The organism is Asanoa sp. WMMD1127, assembly GCF_029626225.1.
GTDB lineage: Bacteria > Actinomycetota > Actinomycetes > Mycobacteriales > Micromonosporaceae > Asanoa.
The window spans coordinates 7,792,661-7,811,197 of record NZ_JARUBP010000001.1 but is presented as its reverse complement, the minus strand read 5'-3'; the positions used below and the strand labels follow the sequence as shown (position 1 = coordinate 7,811,197).

Genomic DNA, 18,537 nt, shown 5'->3' with positions numbered 1-18,537 from the left:
GCTCGGCGGACCGCCCACCCTCGACGGAGCGTGGCGGTCGGGCCACGCTCGGGTCCGCTGGTGACGAGATCGGAAACGTATTCGTAACGGGCCCTTGACCCCTCACCGATCGCGGCGCAGACTCCCGGAAACGTTTACAGCTACCGGGTGGAGGTGCAGGGCGTGGGTCGTAAACGTTTACAGGAGCCCACCGACGGCCGGCCGACGGTGCATACGGTCGCTGCTCGGGCCGGTGTCTCCATCGCCTCCGCGTCGCGCGTGCTCAACGGGGTCGGGGGCAGCCCGGAGACCGTGCGCAAGGTGCGGGCGGCGGCCGCCGAGGTCGGTTACGTGCCCAACGCGATCGCGCGGTCGCTCCAGTCCCAGCGCACCGAGCTCATCGCGCTCGCGGTCGAGGACATCGGGAACCCGGTCTACGTCTCGATGATGCGGGCCATCGAGGCCGTGGTCGCCGGCTCGGGCCGCCAGCTCCTGGTGCACGCCACCGGCGGCCGGATCGACAACGAGACCACCCTGCTGCGCCGACTCGCGCACCGCTACGTGGACGGCATGATCATCTCGCCGATCCGCGTCACCGCCGACCACCTCGCGGCCGTGACCGACAGCCCGGTGCCGGTCGTCGTGATCGGCCAGCTCGCCGAGGACGCGCCGGTCGACAACGTCCGCACCGACTCGCGCGGCGGCATCGCCCTCGCCGTCGACCACCTCGTCGCCACCGGTCGCCGCCGGATCGGCTTCGTCAACGGCCCCCTCGACACCGTCCCCGGCGCCGCCAGGGACGCCGGATTCCGCACGGCGCTCGCGAAGCACGGCATCACCCTCGACGAGAACCTGGTCGAGGTCGGCGACTTCCAGTACGCGGCCGGCCGCGAGGCCACCGAGCGGCTCCTCGCCCGCGCCGAGCCCGACGCCCTCGTCTGCGCCAACGACCTCATCGCGGTCGGCGCCCTGCACACGCTGCTCGCCCAGGGCCGCCGCGTGCCGACCGACGTGGCGCTGGTCGGCATGGACGACACCGAGCTCGCCCGGATGATGTTCCCCCAGCTTTCCAGCGTCTCCCTCGGCTCGGCCGAGCGCGGTCGCCGCGCCGCCGAGCTCCTCCTGCAACGCATCGCGGACCCGGCCCTGCCGCCCCGCCGCGCCCAGGTCGCACCCAGCCTCTCGGTCCGCGCCTCCAGCGCCGCGCCAACCACGGCGCCGACCGCGCCAACCGCGCCGCCCGCGACGAACGCCGCGCCAACCGCGCCGCCCGCGCCGACCGCGACGACCGCCGCGCCAACCGCGCCGGTCCCCACCCAACCGTTCCGCGAAGGGGTGACGCCATGACGATGCTGGACGAGCGCCCGACCGTCGACCGCCCCGGCCGCCGCCGCGGCGCCCAGGCCCGATCCGACCGCACCACCATCTGGCTGCTGCTGCTCCCGTCGCTGCTGCCGGTCCTCGTGCTCTCGGTCTTCCCGCTCCTGCGCGGCATCTATCTCGGCTTCACCGACGCCCGCGCCGGCCGCAACGTCGACGCCACGTTCACCGGCCTCGACAACTACAAGGAGCTGCTCAGCGACGAGCTGTTCTGGAACTCCTTCAAGATCGGCCTTCTCTGGGCGTTCGGCGTGACCGTCCTCCAGTTCGTCCTCGCCCTGGGCCTCGCCCTGCTGCTCAACCAACAACTCCGCTTCCGCGGCGTGGCAAGGGTTCTCGCGGTCGTCCCGTGGGCCATGCCGCCGGTCGTGGTCGGCATCCTCTGGAAGCTCGTCTACCACCCCGACGCGGGCCTGCTCAACGAGTTCTTCCACCGCGTCGGCGCGGACGGCCTGCGCACCAACTGGCTCGGCGACTTCAGCACGGCCCTGCCCGCGGTCATCATCGTGGGCGTCTGGGCCGGCATGCCGCAGACGACCGTCGTACTCCTCGCCGGTCTGCAAGGCGTCGCGCGCGAGTTGCACGAGGCCGCCGCCGTCGACGGGGCCAGCGCCTGGCACCGCTTCCGGCACGTCACGCTGCCCGCGCTGATGCCGGTCATCGTGGCGATCACCTCGCTGGACTTCATCTGGAACTTCAACTCGTTCGGCCTGGTCTACGTGCTCACGGCGGGCGGTCCCGGCGGCAAGACCATGCTGCCGATGCTCTTCGCGTACGAGGAGGCGTTCCGCTACGGCAACTACGGCTACGCGGCGGCCCTCGGCAACGTGATGGTCGTGATCATCGTGGCGCTCCTCGCCGTCTATCTCCGTCGCCGGCTGCGGGAGGCGAACTGACATGTTGGGCAAGCCGAGCCGCACCGGTCGGGCGTTGCAGTACCTGGCCCTCGCCGCCTACCTGATCTTCCTCGGGTTTCCGCTGGTCTGGCTGCTGTCGACGGCGTTCAAGCCGCCGCGCGAGCTGACGCAGCTGCACCCGACGCTGATCCCGAGCAACCCCACGGCGCAGAACTTCGTGCAGGCCTTCACCGAGCAGGAGCTCGGCCGGGCGGCGTGGAACAGCCTGCAGGTCTCGCTCGCCGCCGCGGTGCTGACGGTGCTGGTCGCCATGCCCGCGTCGTACGCCCTCGCCCGCTTCCGTTCCAAGCTGGCCACCGTCGCGCTGGGTTGGGTGCTGCTCTCCCAGCTGTTCCCGTTCGTACTGCTGATCATCCCGATCTTCCTCGTGCTGCGGCAGGCCGGCCTGGCCAACTCGCACGCCGGCCTGGTGCTGATCTACGTCGTGTGGGCGCTGCCGTTCGCGCTCTGGATGCTGCAGGGCTTCGTGCGCAACATCCCGCGCGAGCTGGAGGAGGCGGCCTCGGTCGACGGCGCGGGCCGGGTGCAGATCCTCCGTCGCGTGGTCTTCCCGCTGCTGGCGCCCGGCCTGGTGGCGACCGCGCTGTTCGCGTTCATCTCCGCCTGGAACGAGTTCTTCTTCGCGCTCGTGCTCATCAAGACGCCCGAACTGCAGACGCTGCCCGTGGCGCTGGCCCGGTTCGTCGGCATCGAGGGCACCGCCCGACTCGGGCCGCTGGCCGCCGGTTCGCTGCTGGCCACGCTGCCCAGCCTGATCTTCTTCGCGTTCATGCAACGCCGGCTCTCGTCCGGGTCGCTCGCCGGCGCGGTCAAGGGCTGATCCGCCCTCACCACACAAGGAGGTAACCCCTGATGCTCCCCATCCGGTTCCGTCGACTGGCCGCGGCTGCCGCGGTCGCGGTCGTCGGTCTCGGCGCGCTCGCCGCGTGCGGTGACGGCGGCGACGACGAGGCCACGGCCGGCCCGGTCAAGCTGCGCTTCCTCAGCCTCGCCTGGCAGAAGGAGTCGCTGCAGGCCAACAAGGACCTGGTCGCCAAGTGGAACGCCGAACACCCCGACATCCAGGTCGAGTACGTGCAGGGCGACTGGAACTCGGTGCACGACCAGCTGCTGACCTCGTTCGAGGGCGGCGACGCGCCGGACATCGTGCACTACGAGGCGTCGTCGATCGGCGAGTTCAGCAAGCAGGGCTACCTGGCCGACCTCAAGGACCTGATCCCGGGTGACCTCAAGGGCCAGATCGACCAGGGCGTCTGGGACACCGTCACGTTCGACGGCCAGGTCACCGGCGTCCCGTTCCTGCTCGAGTCGCAGGTCGTCATCGCCAACAAGAAGCTGCTCGACGCCGCCGGCGTGGCGGTGCCCCCGGCCGACGGCGGCTGGACCTGGGACGAGTTCCAGGCCAATGCCCAGAAGCTGACCAAGTCCGGCCAGTACGGCGTGGCGTGGGCGCTCAAGTCGCCGACCAACCGGGTGCTGAACCTGGCGCTCAACTACGACGGCAAGTTCTTCTACGACAACGGCGGGCGTACCGAGGTGCGGATCGGCGACGCGGAGAAGGAGGTGCCGAAGCGGATCCACGACATGATCTACACGACCAGGACGGCCTCGCCCGAGGCGCTGGGCATGAGCGGCGCCGACACGCTGCCGGGCTTCTTCGGCGGCAAGTACGCGATGCTGCCCGGCTCGGTCTCGCTGCGCCAGCAGATGGTCGAGCAGGCCCCGAAGGACTTCGAGTGGGTGACCCTGCCGCCGATCAAGGGACTGTCCAGCAACCAGGCGGCCAACCCGCAGACGCTGTCGGTGTCGGCGGACTCCAAGCACAAGGAGCAGGCCGCGCAGTTCATCTCGTACTTCCTCAACCCCGCCAACATGGCCGCGCTGGCCAAGGGTGACTGGCTGGTGCCGACCGGCAAGCAGGCCAACGAGGAGCTGGTCAAGCTGACCAAGGGCGAGCAGGGCTGGGACGTGGCCGCCGACAGCGCCGCCGACCTGACCGTCGCACCGTTCCAGATGGCCGACGGTTACCCGGAGTGGAAGACCAAGTACGCCACCCCGGCCCTCCAGCAGTACTTCGCCAACAAGATCACCCTGGACCAGCTCGCGAGCCAGCTGGTCGACGGTGGCAAGCAGGTTCTGAGGTAACAATGTCACTCTTGCTCGACACATCGGTCGGTTGCCTCGTCGGCGCCGCGGTCGGGGACGCCCTCGGTGGCGCCACCGAAACCGCGCTGCCGGAGCAGATCCGAGCCCGGTTCGGTGGCTGGGTCGAGGGCATCGTGCCCCCGTACCACGCCGACTGGGCCACCGCGCGGCCATTGGCGCCGTACCACAAGGGCGACGGGCACATCACCGACGACACGTTGATGACCCATGCCCTGGTACGCGCGTACGCGGCCAAACGGGACCACCTCGACGCGTACGACGTGGCGGATCTGCTGGTGCCCGATCTGATCGAGCGGGTGGTGCACATCCCCGACCTCGAGCGGGACGGGGTGACCTTCCATCGCCTGGCGGCCGCCGAGCGGTGGCTGGTCACCCGCCTGCACCACGCCCACGTGGACCCGCGCGAGGCCGGGGTCGGCAACATCGTCAACTGCGGCGCGGCCATGTACATGGCGCCGGTCGGCATCGTCAACGCGGGCGACCCGGCCGGCGCGTACGCCGAGGCCGTCGAGATCACCGGCGCGCACCAGCACAGCTACGGGCGGGAGGCCGCGGCGGTGTTCGCCGCCGCGGTCGCCGCGGCCGCCGCGCCGGGCGCTTCCGTCGATGATGTCGTGGCCGCAGCCCTGGATCTGGCCCGCGACGGCACGCGGGCGGCGCTCGACGCCGTGGTGAAGGAGGCCCGGGGGCAGTCCGACTGGCGCTCGGCGATCCCGGCGCTGCGGGCGGCGGTGGCGCCGTTCGACACGGTCGGGGAGGACTACCGCAGCCCGGGTCTGGGCGCGCGGCGGCCGAGCCGGTTGCACGCCATCGAGGAGTTGCCGGTCGCGATCGGCATGCTCGTGGTGGCCGGCGGGGCGTTCCGCGAGGCGGTGCTGGGCTCGGTCAACTACGGCCGCGACGCGGACTCCACCGCGACGATGGCCGGCGCGATCGCGGGGGCGCTGGGGGGCGCGGCCGCGGTGCCGGCCGCGTGGGCCGCCGGGGTCGCCGGCGCGTCGAAGACGGACCTGGAGGCGCCGGCACGGGAGCTGGCGGCGGTGGCCGCGGAGGTGTTCGAGCGGGACCGGGACCGGTTCGCCCGGCGGGCGGAGCGGTTCGCGGAGCTCGCCCGGTGAGGATCACCTGGGTGCAGCCGGAGGACCTGCTGCCGCACGAGCTGGCCGCCAGTCGCGACGAGGGGCGCGATGTGTCGGCTTTGGCCGCGCGGTGGGTGGCGGCCGGCGGCGACCTGACGCCGCCGGTCAGCGGTGCGTCGCCTGTGGTGGCATCGCCGGCTCTGCGCGCGCTGGCCGTCGAGCTGCTGGATGCCGCCGACGCGCTCCCGGCCGTGTCCGAGCCGGACGACCTGGCCGCGCTGCGGTCGGCCTGGCCCGCGTCGTGGACGCTGCCGACGGACGTCGCTGTCGACCGGCTGCACGGGGCGTGGCTCGGACGGGCCGTCGGGTGCCTGCTCGGCAAGCCGGTGGAGAAGATCCCGCGCGAGGGGATCCGGGAGATCCTGGACGCCACCGGCCGTTGGCCCTTGCGGGACTGGTTCACCGCCCGGGGTCTTCCCGCCGAAGTCGCGGCACGGTGGCCGTGGAACCGGCGCAGCGCGCCGACCAGCCTCGCCGAGCACATCGACGGGATGCCCGAGGACGACGACCTCAACTACGCCCTCCTGGCGTTGCGGGTGCTGGAGACCCACGGGCACGGGTTCAGAAGCGAGGACGTGGCGCAGGCGTGGCTGGACTGGCTGCCGGCCGGTCGGGTGTTCACCGCCGAGCGGGTGGCCTACCGCAACCTGCTGCTCGGTCATGCGCCGCCGGCCAGCGCGCGGCGGCACAACCCGTTCCGGGAGTGGATCGGCGCCCAGATCCGCACCGACGTGTACGGCTGGGTCAACCCCGGCCGCCCCGACCGCGCGGCCGAGCTCGCCTGGCGCGACGCGGTCGTCAGCCACGTCCGGGGCGGCGTGCACGGGGCGATGTGGGCGGCGGCCCTGGCCGCCGCGGCGCCGGTCGCCTCCACCGTCGACGAGGTGCTCGACGCGGCGGAGGCGGTGCTGCCGGCGCCGAGCCGGTTCGCGGCGGCCGTCCGCGAGGCCCGGGCGCTCGGGTCCGGGTCCGCCGGCTGGGAAGCCGTCGTCGACGAGCTGTACGCCCGGCACGGCCATCTCCACTGGGTGCACGTGCGCCCGAACGCGGCGCTGGTGGCGGCGGCTCTGGCCTGGGGCCGAGGTGACTTCGAACGCTCCATCTGCGCCGTGGTCAGCGGAGGATGGGACACCGACTCGACGGGTGCGACGGTCGGCGCGGTCACCGGGGCGCTCGCCGGGGCAAAGGAGCTGCCGGCGCGCTGGGTCGAGCCGCTGCACAACCGGCTGGCCAGCAGCATCGCCGGCTTCGACGGCATCGGCTTCGACGAACTGGCCGAACGCACCCGGGAGCTCGCCTCCGCCGACCGCAGGGAGGTGGCGGCATGAGTGCGCGCGTGGTGGTGGTCGGGAGCGCCAACCTGGACCTGGTGGTGACGGCGCCGCAGTTGCCGAGGCCCGGCGAGACGGTGCTGGGCGAGAACTTCCGGACCGTGCCCGGTGGCAAGGGGGCCAACCAGGCCGTCGCCGCGGCGCGGGCCGGCGCCGAGGTCGAGTTCGTGGGCGCGGTCGGGTCCGACGAGTTCGCCCCGGTGCTGCGGGACAGCCTGGTGGCGGCCGGCGTCGGGGTGCGTGGGCTGCGTACCGTCGCCGGTCCGTCCGGCGTGGCGCTGATCGCCGTCGACCGTGCCGCCGAGAATTTCATCGTGGTGGCGGCGGGTGCGAACGGTCTGCTGACCGACCTGGACGCCGACGACCGTGCCCGCGTCGCGACGGCGGACGTGCTGCTGCTCCAGCTCGAGGTGCCCATGTCCACAGTGGTCGACGCGGCGCGGCTGGCGCGGGCCGCGGGGACGACCGTGGTGCTCAACGCCGCGCCGGCCGCGACGCTGCCCGACGAGCTGCTCGACCTGGTCGACGTGCTCGTCGTCAACGAGCACGAGGCGGCGGTCGTCGCGGGCGCCGACGGCGGCGAGCCGCTCGACGCGCTGCTGAAGCTGGTGCCGCGGGTGGTGCTGACGTTTGGGGCGGACGGTGCCGCCTACGCCGACCGCGACGGGGCGCGGCTGTCCGTGCCCGCGCCGCGGATCGAGGCGGTCGACACGACGGCGGCGGGTGACGCGTTCACCGGCGCGCTGGCGGTCGGCTGGGCGCAGCGGGGCGGCACGGACATCGAGGCGAGCCTGCGCTGGGCCTGTGCCGCCGGCGCCGCCTGCGCCCAGCGCCCCGGCGCGTCCTCCGCCCTGCCCGACCGGGCCACGATCGACGCCCTGCACGACGCGACATACCGAGGAACACCGTGAGCTTCAACCCGTACGTCCCGCGCCCGATCGACCGGCCCACCGACGTGCCGCTCGGCGGTCACGCCGACCTGACCGCGCTGGACGAGGCGAAGATCTTCGCCGCCCCGGACGATCCGGCCGACTGGCCGGCGTGGCGCGCGCAGCTCGCCCGGTGGCGGGCCGACGCCCGGGACCGGCTCGGTTACACGGGCCGGCACTATGACGAGATCACCGGCGACTGCTTCTCGGTCTGCCTGGCCTGGCTGTGGGACGAGGCGCTCTACGACCACGACCGTGGCGTCTTCACGGTCGACGCGTTCCTGGCCGCGGCGCGGCGGGACTTCGGCGGGTTCGACGGCGTCGTGCTCTGGCACGCGTACCCGGTGATCGGGCTCGACGGTCGCAACCAGTTCGACTGGTACCGCGACGTGCCGGAGCTGCCCGACGTCGTGCGGGCGTTCCAGGAGCGTGGCGTGCGGGTGTTCGTCGACTACAACCCGTGGGACACCGGCACCCGCCGGGAACCGGGCACCGACGCGACGGAGGTCGCGGCGCTGGCCGGCAAGCTCGGCGTCGACGGCGTCTTCCTGGACACCCTCAAGGAGGGCGCCGGGGAGCTGCGCGCGGCCCTCGACGAGGTCCGGCCCGGCCTGGTGCTGGAGGGGGAGAGCCGGGTCCCGCTGGCCCGGATCGAGGACCACGCGATGTCCTGGGCGCAGTGGTTCGCCGACAGCACGACGCCCGGCGTGCTGCGGGCGAAGTGGTTCGAGCGCCGGCACATGCTGCACCACACCCGCCGCTGGCACCGCGACCATATCGACGAGCTGCACTCCGCCTGGCTCAACGGCGTCGGCGTGCTGGTCTGGGAAAGCGTCTTCGGCGTCTGGGTCGGCTGGAACGACCGCGACCGCGCGGTGCTCCGAGCCATGCGCCGCGTGCAGGCCAGCCATGCCGCCTGGCTCCGCTCCGAGGACTGGGCGCCGCTGGCCGACCACCCGGGCGCGGGGGAGGTCTTCGCGTCCCGCTGGACCCGCGACGACGCTCCGCTGTGGACGGTGGTCAACCGCGGCGCCGACCACGACGGCCCCTGGCTGGTGACGTCGCGCCAGGGCCGTTTCGTCGACCTGGTCACCGGGGCCGAGCTGCACACCGCCGACACCGGCGACGGCCGGCTCGCCGTGGGCGGCCACCTGCCGGCGGGCGCGATCGCCGCCGTCGTCATCACCGACGCCCCGGTCGCGCCGCACGACCCACCGACCGGCGACCCGTCGTTCCCGGCCCGCGCGGCGGTGCGCACCCGCACCCCGTGGGCGCCGCAGGCGGTGGCGCCGGCCGGCATGGTCGCCGTGGACGGCGGCCGGCGCGAGCTGATCGTCCGGCACCGGGTGCGGGAGACCGGGCTCTACGGCGAGGCGCCCTACGTCGACGAGTGGAAGCCGCTACCGCCGCGCCTGCACCACACCGCGACCCTGCGCCGCGCCGTCCACCTCGGACGGTTCGCGATCGCCACCCACGAGGTGACGCACGGCGAGTTCGCCGAGTTCCGCGCGGCAACCGGCTACGCGCCCGTGCGCGGCGAGCGGTTCACCGCCGGCCAGGGCCCGGCCGCCGCGCCGGTCACCCACGTCGACCTCGCCGACGCCCGGGCGTACGCCGCCTGGAAGGGTCTGCGCCTCCCGACCGAGGACGAGTGGCAGGTCGCCGCCGAGGCCGGACTGCTGGCCCGCCGGGAACCGCTCGTGTGGAACCTCACCGAGAGCGAACACTCCGACGGCCGCACCCGGTTCGTGATTCTCAAGGGCGGCGCGGCGTACGCGGCCGAGGGCTCCGACTGGTACGTCGACGGCGGTCCGCAACCCGCCGACGTCTCGGTGAAGCTCCTGCTCACCGGGGCCGGACTCACCCGCTCCGACCAGGTCGGCTTCCGCTGCGCGGCCGACCTCCCCACCACCGAGGAGTGACCTGATGGGCAGAACCTGGCGGATCGGCGGCGGCGTGGCCGCCGTGCTCCTCGCGCTCGGCCTCGCCGGCGCGGTGCCCGGCCAAGCGGGCGCGGAACGCCTCCGCGCGGGCACCCTGACCACCGCGCAGGCGCCCTCACCCGCGCTCGGCGGCACCATCGACTACACCGTCTACCTCCCGTACGGCTATGACCCGCAGGCCGCCACCCGCTACCCGGTGCTCTACCTGCTGCACGGCCGCGGCGACACCATGCAGGCCTGGACCCGGATCAAGGCCGACCTCGACCGCCTGATCTCCGAGGGCACCGTCCCGCCGGTCATCGCCGTCCTGCCCGACGCGCCGTGGAGCAGCCGCGGCAACTGGTACGTCGACTCGAGTTACCAGGGCGAGGACCCCGGCCGCCCGGTCGAGACCGCCCTGACCCGCGACCTGGTGTCGCATGTGGACGCCACCTACCGCACGGCCGCGCACCGCGGCGCCCGCCTCGTCGGCGGCTACTCGATGGGCGGCGCCGGCGCGCTGCGCTACGCCCTGGCCCACCCCGACCTGTTCGCCAACGCGCTCGTGCTCAGCCCGGCCGTCTACCGGCCGCTGCCACCGAGCGACTCGTCGGCCCGCGAGTTCGGCGCCTTCGGCGAGGGCGACCAGCGCTTCTCCGACGAGGTCTACCAGCGGCTCAACTACCCGGCCCTGCTCGACGACCGCGACCCGGATTTGCCGGTGCGGATGTACATCGCGGTCGGCGACGACGAGTGGCCCAACCCGGACCCGGCCGACGCGGCGCACGACCTCGACTACGAGGCCGCGACGCTCTACAACAGCGTCCGCCGCGCCGACGGCGTCGCCGCCGAGTTCCGGGTCATCGACGGCGGTCACGACTGGAACGTGTGGCGACCGGCCTTCGTGGACGGTCTGACCCACCTGTCGGACACGCTGAGCGCGACGCCGCCGGCCGGGCTGCCCGGCCCGCCGCACGGGACCGCGGGCCAGGACTGGGCCGGCGGCGTCGCCGCGCACCCGGACGGCGCCACGACCCTGGCGTACGCCGTCTCCGGACCGGTGGCCGGGCAGGCGTACGCCGGTGGGTTGGACGCCGTCGTGACCCGGGTCGGGGGATGGACCACCCAGTTCGGCACGCCGGCCAACGACCGCCTCTACGGCGTGGTCCCGCTGGCCGACGGCGGCGTGCTGGCGGCCGGCTACACCCGGGGAGACCTCGACGGCCGGCACCCCGGCAGCCCGGCCGACGACGCGTTCGTGACCAGGCTGACCGCGACCGGACAACGGTCCTGGCTCACCCAGGCCGGCGACCCGGCCAAGGCGGACCGCTTCTACGCCCTCGCGAACGCCCCGGACGGCGGCGTCTACGTGGCCGGCTACACCAGCGGCTCGTTCGCCGGCGACCCGTCGGCCGGCGACAAGGACGCCGTGGTGGCGCGGGTCGACGGGACCGGCCGGCTGCTCTGGAGCCGCCAGCTCGGCGGCGCCGGCGAGGACAAGGCGCTCGCGATCACGGCCGACGACACCGGCGTCTACGTCACCGGCAGCACCTCCGCCGCCATGCCGGGCACGACCCCCCTCGGCGGCCTCGACGGCTGGCTCGCCCGCTACCGGCCGGACGGCGCCCGCGACTGGGTGACCAGTGTGGGCGGCGCCGGCGACGACCTGCTGGGCGGCGTCGCCGTCACGGCCGACGGCCTCGCGGTCGCCACCGGCTCCACCGCCGGCGAGAGCGCGGCCGACGTGCTCACCGTCGCCTACACCAAGGCCGGCAAGCAGCGCTGGCGCACGGTCACCGGCGGACGCGGGGCCGACGCCGGCGCCGACGTCGTGCCGCAGCCCGACGGCTCCGTCGCCGTCGTCGGCTTCACCGGCAGCGCGCTCGGCGTCCCGGCCGGCGGCGCCGACGTGCTGACCCTGCGCCTCGATCGTCGGGGCCGCGAGCTCGGCGTGGCCCAGTACGGCACGGCCCGCGACGACGCCGCCGACCCGTTCGGCGAGGAGAACGTCTACGCGACCCGGGCGGCCGACGGCCGGCTGCTGGTCACGGGTTACACGGCGAGCGGCAACGGCGACGTCTTCCTCGCCGCCGTCGACCCCGTGCGGGGCACTCCATGACGGCGCCGCTGCACGGGGTGAAGGTGGTCGACCTCGCCACCCTTTTCGCCGGACCGCTGGCCGCCGCCTTCCTGGCCGACTTCGGCGCCGACGTGGTCAAGGTCGAGCACCCGGCGAAACCGGACCCGGCCCGCGGCCACGGCCCGGCCAGGGACGGCGTCGGCCTGTGGTGGAAGGTGCTGGGCCGCAACAAGCGCACCGTCACCGCGAACCTGTCGGATCCCGAGGGCGCCGCCGTACTCCGCCGCCTCCTCGCGGACGCCGACGTGCTGGTGGAGAACTTCCGACCGGGCACACTGGAGCGTTGGGGGTTGGGCCCGGCGGAGCTGCACGAGGCCAACCCGCGACTGGTGGTCGCCCGGATCACCGGCTTCGGCCAGACCGGTCCCTACGCGCGCCGACCCGGTTTCGGCACCCTGGCCGAGGCGATGAGCGGCTTCGCCGCCGCGACCGGCGAACCGGACGGCCCGCCGACCCTGCCGCCGTTCGGACTCGCCGACTCGGTGGCCGCGCTGGCCACCGCGTACGCCGTCATGCTCGCCCTGCGGTCCCGTGACGCCACCGGCCACGGTCAGGTCGTCGACCTGGCCATCATCGAGCCCATCATGGCGATGCTCGGCCCGCAGATCACGTGGTACGACCAGCTCGGCTACCTCCAGCCCCGGCTCGGCAACCGGTCCAACAACAACGCGCCGCGCAACACGTACCGCTGCGCCGACGGTCGGTGGGTCGCCGTGTCGACCAGCGCGCAGAGCATCGCCGAGCGCGTGCTCCGGCTGGTGGGCCGGCCGGAGCTGGTCGACGAGCCGTGGTTCGCGACGGGCAGCGGCCGGGCGGCGCACGCCGACGAGCTGGACGCCGCGGTCAGCGCGTGGGTGGCGGAGCGCGACCGCGACGCGGTGGTGGCCGCCTTCGAGGAGGCGCAGGCCGCGGTGGCGCCGGTCTACGACGTGCGGGACATCCTGGCCGACCAGCAGTACGCGGCCCTCGGAACCGTCCACAGTGTCCCCGACGAGGAGCTCGGCGAGGTCCGGATGCAGAACGTGCCGTTCCGGCTCTCCGAGACCCCGGGCGAGATCCGGCACGCCGGGCGGCGGCACGGCCAGGACACCGACGCGGTGCTCGGGGCGCTCGGCTACACCGCCGAGGAGCTGGCCGACCTGCGTTCCCGGGGGGCGATCTGATGCTGCTCACCTGGCTCTACGTGCCGGGCGACCGGCCGGACCGGTTCGCCAAGGCGGTGGCATCGGGCGCCGACGCGGTGATCCTCGACCTCGAGGACGCGGTCGTCGCGAGCCGCAAGGCGTACGCCCGGGAGGCGGTCGCGTCGTTCCTCGCCGAGCCCCATCCGGTGCCGATCCAGGTGCGCGTCAACGAGCTGACCGGGCCGGACGTCGACGCGGACCTGGCCGCGCTGGCCGGCCGTCCGGGCCTCGACGGGCTGCGACTGCCCAAAGTGGAGTCTCCCGCTGCGGTGCGACCGCTCGGCGTCCCGCTGCACCCTCTGATCGAGTCGGCGGCCGGGCTGGAGGCGGCCCATGCCATCGCCACCGCCCACCCCACCGTCGCCTCGATCGGGCTGGGCGAGGCCGACCTGCGCTCGGACCTGGGTGTGGCCGACGACGACGGCCTCCTGTGGGCCCGCGGCCGGATCGTGGTCGCGGCCCGCGCCGCCGGCCTGCCGCCACCCGCGATGTCGGTGTACGCCGACGTGGCCGACGCCGACGGCCTGGCCGCCTCCTGCGCGCTCGGCCGCCGCCTTGGCTTCCTGGGCCGCACCGCGATCCACCCGCGCCAGCTGCCGGTCATCGTCGACGCGTTCCGCCCCACCGAAGCCGAGCTCGAGAAGGCGACCGCGCTGTTGGCCGCTCTGGCCGAGGCGGAGCGCCGCGACTCGGGAACGGCCGTCCTGGCCGACGGCCGTTTCGCCGACCGCGCGATGGCCGCCGCCGCCCAGCGCGTCGTCGACCTGGCCGCCCGCTGCGCCCCGGGTACTGTGACGCCATGACCGAGCCGGACCTGATCGCATCGCTGGAGGAGCAGGAACAGCGCCTGTTGTTCAGCAGGTTCGACAACGACGACGCCTGGACGCTCGGCGCCCTGATCGTGTCCATGGCGCGGGAGCGTCAGCTGCCCGTCACCGTCGACATCCGCCGGCACGGGCACCAGCTCTTCCACGCCGCGCTGCCGGGCACCGCGCCCGACAACGACTCGTGGATCGAGCGCAAGGTCCGGGTCGTCAACCGGTACAACGCCGCGTCCTATCTGGTCGGTCGGCGGCTGGCCGCCGAAGGTCGCGTGCTCGACCACGACGCGGGTGTGGCGCCGGCGGAGGTCGCGGCGCACGGCGGCGCGTTCCCGATCCGCATCCGCGACGTCGGCGTCGTCGGCACCGTCACGGTCTCCGGCCTGCCCCAGGCCGACGACCACGCGCTCGTCGTCGAGGCGATCGCGCGCTTCCTGGCCGGCTGATCAGGGCGCGCCCATCTCCAGCTCCTCGATCTGGTGCTTCTGCGTGATCGGCTCGAGCCTGTCGACCACGCGGCAGTGCAGGTGCCGCCGGACCACCTCGGGCAGCGCGTCGTAGTAGTCCTGGGTGACCTGCGGGTCGTGCAGCGCGTCATGGCCGGCGCCCGGCGCGTCCACGCCGAGGACCAGCACGGGCCGCGACTCGGTGGAGACGTTGGCGGTGCCCCGGTGCACGGTCAGCGCCGAGCGGGCCGAGATGTCGCCCATCCGCGGCAGCTTGGCGACCGCCCGCTGCGCGAACCGCGGCCACTCGGTCTCCGGCGGGAACATCTGGTGCTTCCAGTCGACGCCGGCCTCCCACTGCGTGCCGACGGCGATCTCGAACGGACCCATCTCCGGCACGGTGTCGACCGCGGTGAGGTTGAAGGCGAGCGAGGTCAACCGGCGGTCGCGGTGCGTCTCCGGCGGGGACGGGAAGTCGCGGTGCCACGGCTGGTTCCTGGCGCCCGGGTACGGCACGTCGAAGCCGAGCTCCACGACCTGGTAGTCGGGGCCGAGCGCCGCCTCGCACACCATCCGCACCCACGGGTGGCTCACCAGGTCGACGAACCCGCGGAGCTGCTGAGGGTGGATCTCGACGTACCACCGTTTGGGCCCGCGCCCGACCGCGCCGCCGGGCCGCGACCGCGCGTCTTCGAAGGCGACCTCGATGTCCGCGCGCATCGCGGCGACCCACTCGCGGGAGAAGGCGCCCTTGAGGGCGGTGATGCGGTCGGTGTGCAGTTCCTCGCGCACGGCTGCTCGCTCGTCGGCCACGGCGCTCCTTCCAACGTTGTAAACGACACCGTAAGGCCTGTCGGTCCGCGCCGCATCACCCCCGCACGGCGGCGACGGCGGCGCGCAGGCGGGCGGCCAGGGCGGCCTGCTCCCCGTCGGTCACCGGCAGGACGCCGAGGCTGCTCATCACGGCGGCGAACTGCTGCCGCGCGTACGGCGTGCCCGGCGGCAGTGGCGCCACGTGCCAGTGGACGTGCGCGTTGCCCTGGTGCGAGCCGAGCGACATCAGGTAGATCCGCTCGGTCGGCACCACCCGCCGCAGCGCCTCGGCCACGTCGTGCACGACGTCGGTGACGTGCCGGAACAGGGCCCGGTCGCCGGTCACGTCGACCACGTGGGCGCGGGGCACCACCAGCGTGTAGCCCAGCAACGGCGGATAGCGGTTCAGGAACGCGGCGCAGTTGTCGTCGGCGTACACCATGTGGTGTCGATATTCCGGGTCCTCGCGCAGCGCGGCGCAGACGAAGCAGGGACCGGTGCGGACCCGCTGCTCGTAGCCGTCGGTGTCGAACGGGACCCTCATCGTTTGAGCGACGGGCCGCTCACCGAGGGCGGGCGTGCGCCGAGGAAGAAGATGCCGGGGAAGCCGCTGGTCTCGAAGCCCGCGCTGGTGTTCCCCTTCCACGTGGTGTTCTCGACGCGCATCGTGCCGGTGCGGTCGTTGCTGACGAAGAAGACGCCGCCGCCGCCCTCCTTGGCGGTGTTGCCCTGCACGACGGAGCCAGCGATCCGCAGTGTGAACAGGTTGCCGTCGAGATAGATGGCGCCGCCGCTGCCGCCGCCGGGGGAGCCCGACCGGGCCGGGTTGGCGCCGCTGCCGATCGCCTTGTTGTCGCGGAACACGCTGTTGAGCACGACCCACGAGACGCCGATGCTGGACAGCGCCGCGCCGTTGGAGCAGACGCCGCCCTGGAAGGTGCTGCCGACGATGTAGACCGGCTCGCCGTGGTACTGGCTGAGGACCCGGATCGCCGCGCCGCCCAGGTCGGGGCCGGACGGGTCGCAGCGGTTGTCGACGAACTTCGTGTTGACGGCCTTGAACCGGCCACCGCGCACGAAGATCGCCCCGCCGCCACCGCCCTCGGTCGTGTCGCCCGTCGAGTTGCCGCCCGTGAAGGTCAGGTTCTGCACGGTCAGCCGCGGGTGGTCCTGGTCCTGGCAGTGCGAGGTGGTCCAGCCCTGGGCCGCGTCGCACGTGTTCATGTAGAGGATCCGGCGCTTGCCGCCACCACTGAGCGTGACCTTGCCGCCCCCGTCGAGCACCACCTTCGGACCGTTGGCGTTCTTCACCTTGGCGGTGGCGGTCATCGTGATGGTGACCGGGTCGGGCCCGCAGTCGAACGTGATGATCCCGCCGGCCGCGACCGCCTTCACCACGGCGGCGGAGGTGCAGCTGGCCTTCGTACCCGTGCCGATCTTCCTGGTCGGTTTGCTGGTGTTCTCCGCGCGGGCCTCCGCCGGGATCGTCGCCCTGCCGCCGGGGTTGCCGAAGCTGGCCGGCTTCGCCGGGGGCTTCGGGGTGGGGCCACGACCGATGGCGTCCTTGCCCGGGGCCGTGGTGGGGGTCTGCGCCGGCGCGGTCGTGGTGGTTCCGGCCGCCGTGGGCGCGCTCGGCTGGCCGCCGTCGCCACAGGCGGAGATCAACAGCACGAGCAGCAGCGGTACGGCGGTCGCCCGGATCGTTCGCACCCGGACGACCTTAGGGCTTAGGAGTGGAAATCCGCGAGCCGCTCGCCTTCCGCGTGCAGTCGTTCCCGCTCTTTCCGGGTCAGGATGCGGAACTCGTCGTACTCGAGCCTGCCGTCGACGGCCTTCCACGTGCCGGCCACGGCGCCGTCGACCAGGAACACCGGAAAGGACTGCGGCGCGCGTACGTGGAAGATCCGCTTGCGGAACTCCTCGGGGAGGATGCCGGACCGTCGGGCGTGGACCAGCAGGGCGGCGTCCCAGTTGGGCAGGAAGCGGGGCGGGGCGTCGGTGTCGCCGTCGACGATCGGCCCGCCGGCCAGGTCGACGAGGTCGGTGCCGTCCTCGGCCTGGTAGGTGGTGGTGTCGAGCTCCTTGAGAACCGCGGTGACAGTCGCGACCGGGAGGCCGGCCCAGGTGGCGATCTCCTTGCGGGTGGCCGGCCCGAACCCGGTGAGGTAGCGGCGGACCAGCAGGACCTGCCCCTCGGCGACCGTGCCCTCCGGCGGCCCGACCCAGTCCTCGGCGAGGGCGTAGAGGTCGGCGCGGCGGCGTTCCCAGGTGCCGCTGGGCGGCTGCCGCACGAGGTCGAGCCAGAGCCCGATGCCCCGCCGCCGGTCGGCGCCGATCAGCTTGTCGATCTCGCCCTGCTTCAGCGGCCCGTCGGCGAGCGCGTCCCGGAGGGTGGCGGCGGCCTTGGTCATCTCGTCGTGCGACAGCGTGCCGCGCCAGGCGCGCAGGGCCTGGACGCGGCGGTCCTCCCGGACGGCGAGCGCCCACGGCCAGTAGTCGCCGCGGCTCACCACATGGATCGTCGAGCGCAGCAACGTGCCTTGAATGATCTCGCGATCCTGCAGCAGCCGGGTGACGGTGTCCCGCTCGACGCGGTCGGCCCGCGACCAGAGCCCGATGTAGATGGCGGGGGCGTACTGGGCCTGCAAACCGGCCATCCGCTCCAGCGTGGTCGGGAGTGGATCGTGGGAGCGTTCCAGCAGCAGCTGGCGCCACAGGAGGGTGCGATTGAGCTCCGCGCTGGTCAGGGTGCGTCCCACGGCCCTCAGACTTCCATATCCGCCAGGTGGCTGATGTCTCAGTGGCCAGTTGCGCGGAGGCTAGTTCCCGTGCCAACCGGCCGCCCCCACAAACTGTGAGCGGCGGCAACTCCAGATCGATCGGCCTCCGCAGGCGCCGACTCGATCAAGGGTTGCCGCCGCCCATAGTAGATGTGGGCCGGCCGATGCCCTTGTCCGCGCTCAGCGGCTCGTCCCCGCCGAACGCGCGATGAAGATCGCTACATGTCGTACCACAACGTGCTGATGTGGGAGGTGCTAGCGCCGGAAAAGTGTGCCGCTTGCGCTGATGAGACTCCTACGAACGTCGCCGCTGCGATGCCGAGAATCGTCGCGCCCACGGCGAAGGCTTTCACGATGAGTGCAGGGAGTCTACGCTCACTGTGCATGGTCGCTCCTATGTGAGCTGGGAATACGCCCCCTGGCCAGGTAAAAACATTGGAGCACCCGGCGCATCGGTACACAAGCTTAGGGTGACGGCACCGCTACGGACAGTTGGCACTACGCCACCTGGCCGATCGGAACGTGGATGCAACTTTGGGCATACTTCGATATAGTTCGAGCCACCCTCGGCAGTGCAATCTGCAAGTTAC

At 73.1% G+C, this 18,537-nt stretch carries 16 protein-coding genes; 12 read left to right on the top strand and 4 right to left on the bottom strand.

Annotated elements, in window-relative coordinates:
* The first annotated feature begins 162 nt into the window (after positions 1–162).
* The 12 genes from O7635_RS37335 to O7635_RS37280 are packed head-to-tail and all read left to right on the top strand — an operon-like array spanning position 163 to position 14,354.
* Positions 163–1,326 (top strand): LacI family DNA-binding transcriptional regulator, encoded by a 1,164-nt coding sequence (locus O7635_RS37335; RefSeq protein ID WP_278085195.1) that lies wholly within the window; start codon positions 163–165, stop codon positions 1,324–1,326.
* Entirely contained in the window at positions 1,323–2,255 is a 933-nt protein-coding gene (locus O7635_RS37330) for a sugar ABC transporter permease (protein WP_278085194.1), read from the top strand. The genes O7635_RS37335 and O7635_RS37330 overlap by 4 nt, the downstream gene beginning before the upstream one ends.
* Position 2,256: 1 nt before the next feature.
* Positions 2,257–3,096, top strand: coding sequence for a carbohydrate ABC transporter permease (locus O7635_RS37325; protein WP_278085193.1), 840 nt, complete (start codon positions 2,257–2,259; stop codon positions 3,094–3,096).
* Positions 3,097–3,128: 32 nt separating this feature from the next.
* Positions 3,129–4,421 carry a sugar ABC transporter substrate-binding protein gene (locus tag O7635_RS37320; protein WP_278085192.1) on the top strand — a complete coding sequence of 431 codons (1,293 nt, stop codon included), beginning with the start codon at positions 3,129–3,131 and terminating at the stop codon, positions 4,419–4,421.
* A gap of 2 nt (positions 4,422–4,423) precedes the next feature.
* The gene (locus O7635_RS37315; RefSeq protein ID WP_278085191.1) at positions 4,424–5,560 is read left to right on the top strand and encodes an ADP-ribosylglycohydrolase family protein; all 1,137 of its coding nucleotides are present in this window, start codon (positions 4,424–4,426) and stop codon (positions 5,558–5,560) included.
* Positions 5,557–6,909 (top strand): ADP-ribosylglycohydrolase family protein, encoded by a 1,353-nt coding sequence (locus O7635_RS37310; RefSeq protein ID WP_278085190.1) that lies wholly within the window; start codon positions 5,557–5,559, stop codon positions 6,907–6,909. The genes O7635_RS37315 and O7635_RS37310 overlap by 4 nt, the downstream gene beginning before the upstream one ends.
* Positions 6,906–7,823, top strand: a complete 918-nt coding sequence (locus O7635_RS37305) for a ribokinase (RefSeq protein WP_278085189.1) — start codon at positions 6,906–6,908, stop codon at positions 7,821–7,823. The genes O7635_RS37310 and O7635_RS37305 overlap by 4 nt, the downstream gene beginning before the upstream one ends.
* A complete protein-coding gene (locus tag O7635_RS37300) occupies positions 7,820–9,763 on the top strand; it encodes an SUMF1/EgtB/PvdO family nonheme iron enzyme (protein WP_278085188.1) in 1,944 nt (647 codons plus the stop codon). The genes O7635_RS37305 and O7635_RS37300 overlap by 4 nt, the downstream gene beginning before the upstream one ends.
* A gap of 4 nt (positions 9,764–9,767) precedes the next feature.
* Positions 9,768–11,882 (top strand): alpha/beta hydrolase-fold protein, encoded by a 2,115-nt coding sequence (locus O7635_RS37295; protein WP_278085187.1) that lies wholly within the window; start codon positions 9,768–9,770, stop codon positions 11,880–11,882.
* Positions 11,879–13,066 carry a CoA transferase gene (locus O7635_RS37290; protein ID WP_278085186.1) on the top strand — a complete coding sequence of 396 codons (1,188 nt, stop codon included), beginning with the start codon at positions 11,879–11,881 and terminating at the stop codon, positions 13,064–13,066. Before O7635_RS37295 ends, O7635_RS37290 begins: the two co-directional genes overlap by 4 nt.
* Positions 13,066–13,890: a CoA ester lyase gene (locus O7635_RS37285; protein WP_278085185.1), complete on the top strand. Its 825-nt coding sequence runs from the start codon at positions 13,066–13,068 to the stop codon at positions 13,888–13,890. Before O7635_RS37290 ends, O7635_RS37285 begins: the two co-directional genes overlap by 1 nt.
* Positions 13,887–14,354: a heme-degrading domain-containing protein gene (locus tag O7635_RS37280; RefSeq protein WP_278085184.1), complete on the top strand. Its 468-nt coding sequence runs from the start codon at positions 13,887–13,889 to the stop codon at positions 14,352–14,354. The genes O7635_RS37285 and O7635_RS37280 overlap by 4 nt, the downstream gene beginning before the upstream one ends.
* Here O7635_RS37280 and O7635_RS37275 read toward each other — a convergent pair whose 3' ends face one another.
* The 4 genes from O7635_RS37275 to O7635_RS37260 are packed head-to-tail and all read right to left on the bottom strand — an operon-like array spanning position 14,355 to position 17,926.
* Positions 14,355–15,167 carry a phytanoyl-CoA dioxygenase family protein gene (locus O7635_RS37275; protein WP_278085183.1) on the bottom strand — a complete coding sequence of 271 codons (813 nt, stop codon included), beginning with the start codon at positions 15,165–15,167 and terminating at the stop codon, positions 14,355–14,357.
* Between the two features lie 55 nt (positions 15,168–15,222).
* Positions 15,223–15,711 (bottom strand): HIT family protein, encoded by a 489-nt coding sequence (locus O7635_RS37270; protein WP_278085182.1) that lies wholly within the window; start codon positions 15,709–15,711, stop codon positions 15,223–15,225.
* Positions 15,708–16,868: a hypothetical protein gene (locus O7635_RS37265; RefSeq protein WP_278085678.1), complete on the bottom strand. Its 1,161-nt coding sequence runs from the start codon at positions 16,866–16,868 to the stop codon at positions 15,708–15,710. The genes O7635_RS37270 and O7635_RS37265 overlap by 4 nt, the downstream gene beginning before the upstream one ends.
* Before the next feature lie 26 nt (positions 16,869–16,894).
* Positions 16,895–17,926: a winged helix DNA-binding domain-containing protein gene (locus O7635_RS37260; protein WP_278085181.1), complete on the bottom strand. Its 1,032-nt coding sequence runs from the start codon at positions 17,924–17,926 to the stop codon at positions 16,895–16,897.
* Positions 17,927–18,537 lie beyond the last annotated feature (611 nt).

Bases quoted from the DNA above. Each gene is read 5' to 3' on its own strand.
- O7635_RS37305 (WP_278085189.1), top strand. From the start codon at position 6,906: ATGAGTGCGCGCGTGGTGGTGGTCGGGAGCGCCAACCTGGACCTGGTG.
- O7635_RS37325 (WP_278085193.1), top strand. From the start codon at position 2,257: ATGTTGGGCAAGCCGAGCCGCACCGGTCGGGCGTTGCAGTACCTGGCC.
- O7635_RS37330 (WP_278085194.1), top strand. From the start codon at position 1,323: ATGACGATGCTGGACGAGCGCCCGACCGTCGACCGCCCCGGCCGCCGC.
- O7635_RS37315 (WP_278085191.1), top strand. From the start codon at position 4,424: ATGTCACTCTTGCTCGACACATCGGTCGGTTGCCTCGTCGGCGCCGCG.
- O7635_RS37295 (WP_278085187.1), top strand. From the start codon at position 9,768: ATGGGCAGAACCTGGCGGATCGGCGGCGGCGTGGCCGCCGTGCTCCTC.
- O7635_RS37280 (WP_278085184.1), top strand. From the start codon at position 13,887: ATGACCGAGCCGGACCTGATCGCATCGCTGGAGGAGCAGGAACAGCGC.
- O7635_RS37320 (WP_278085192.1), top strand. From the start codon at position 3,129: ATGCTCCCCATCCGGTTCCGTCGACTGGCCGCGGCTGCCGCGGTCGCG.
- O7635_RS37290 (WP_278085186.1), top strand. From the start codon at position 11,879: ATGACGGCGCCGCTGCACGGGGTGAAGGTGGTCGACCTCGCCACCCTT.
- O7635_RS37270 (WP_278085182.1), bottom strand. From the start codon at position 15,711: ATGAGGGTCCCGTTCGACACCGACGGCTACGAGCAGCGGGTCCGCACC.
- O7635_RS37285 (WP_278085185.1), top strand. From the start codon at position 13,066: ATGCTGCTCACCTGGCTCTACGTGCCGGGCGACCGGCCGGACCGGTTC.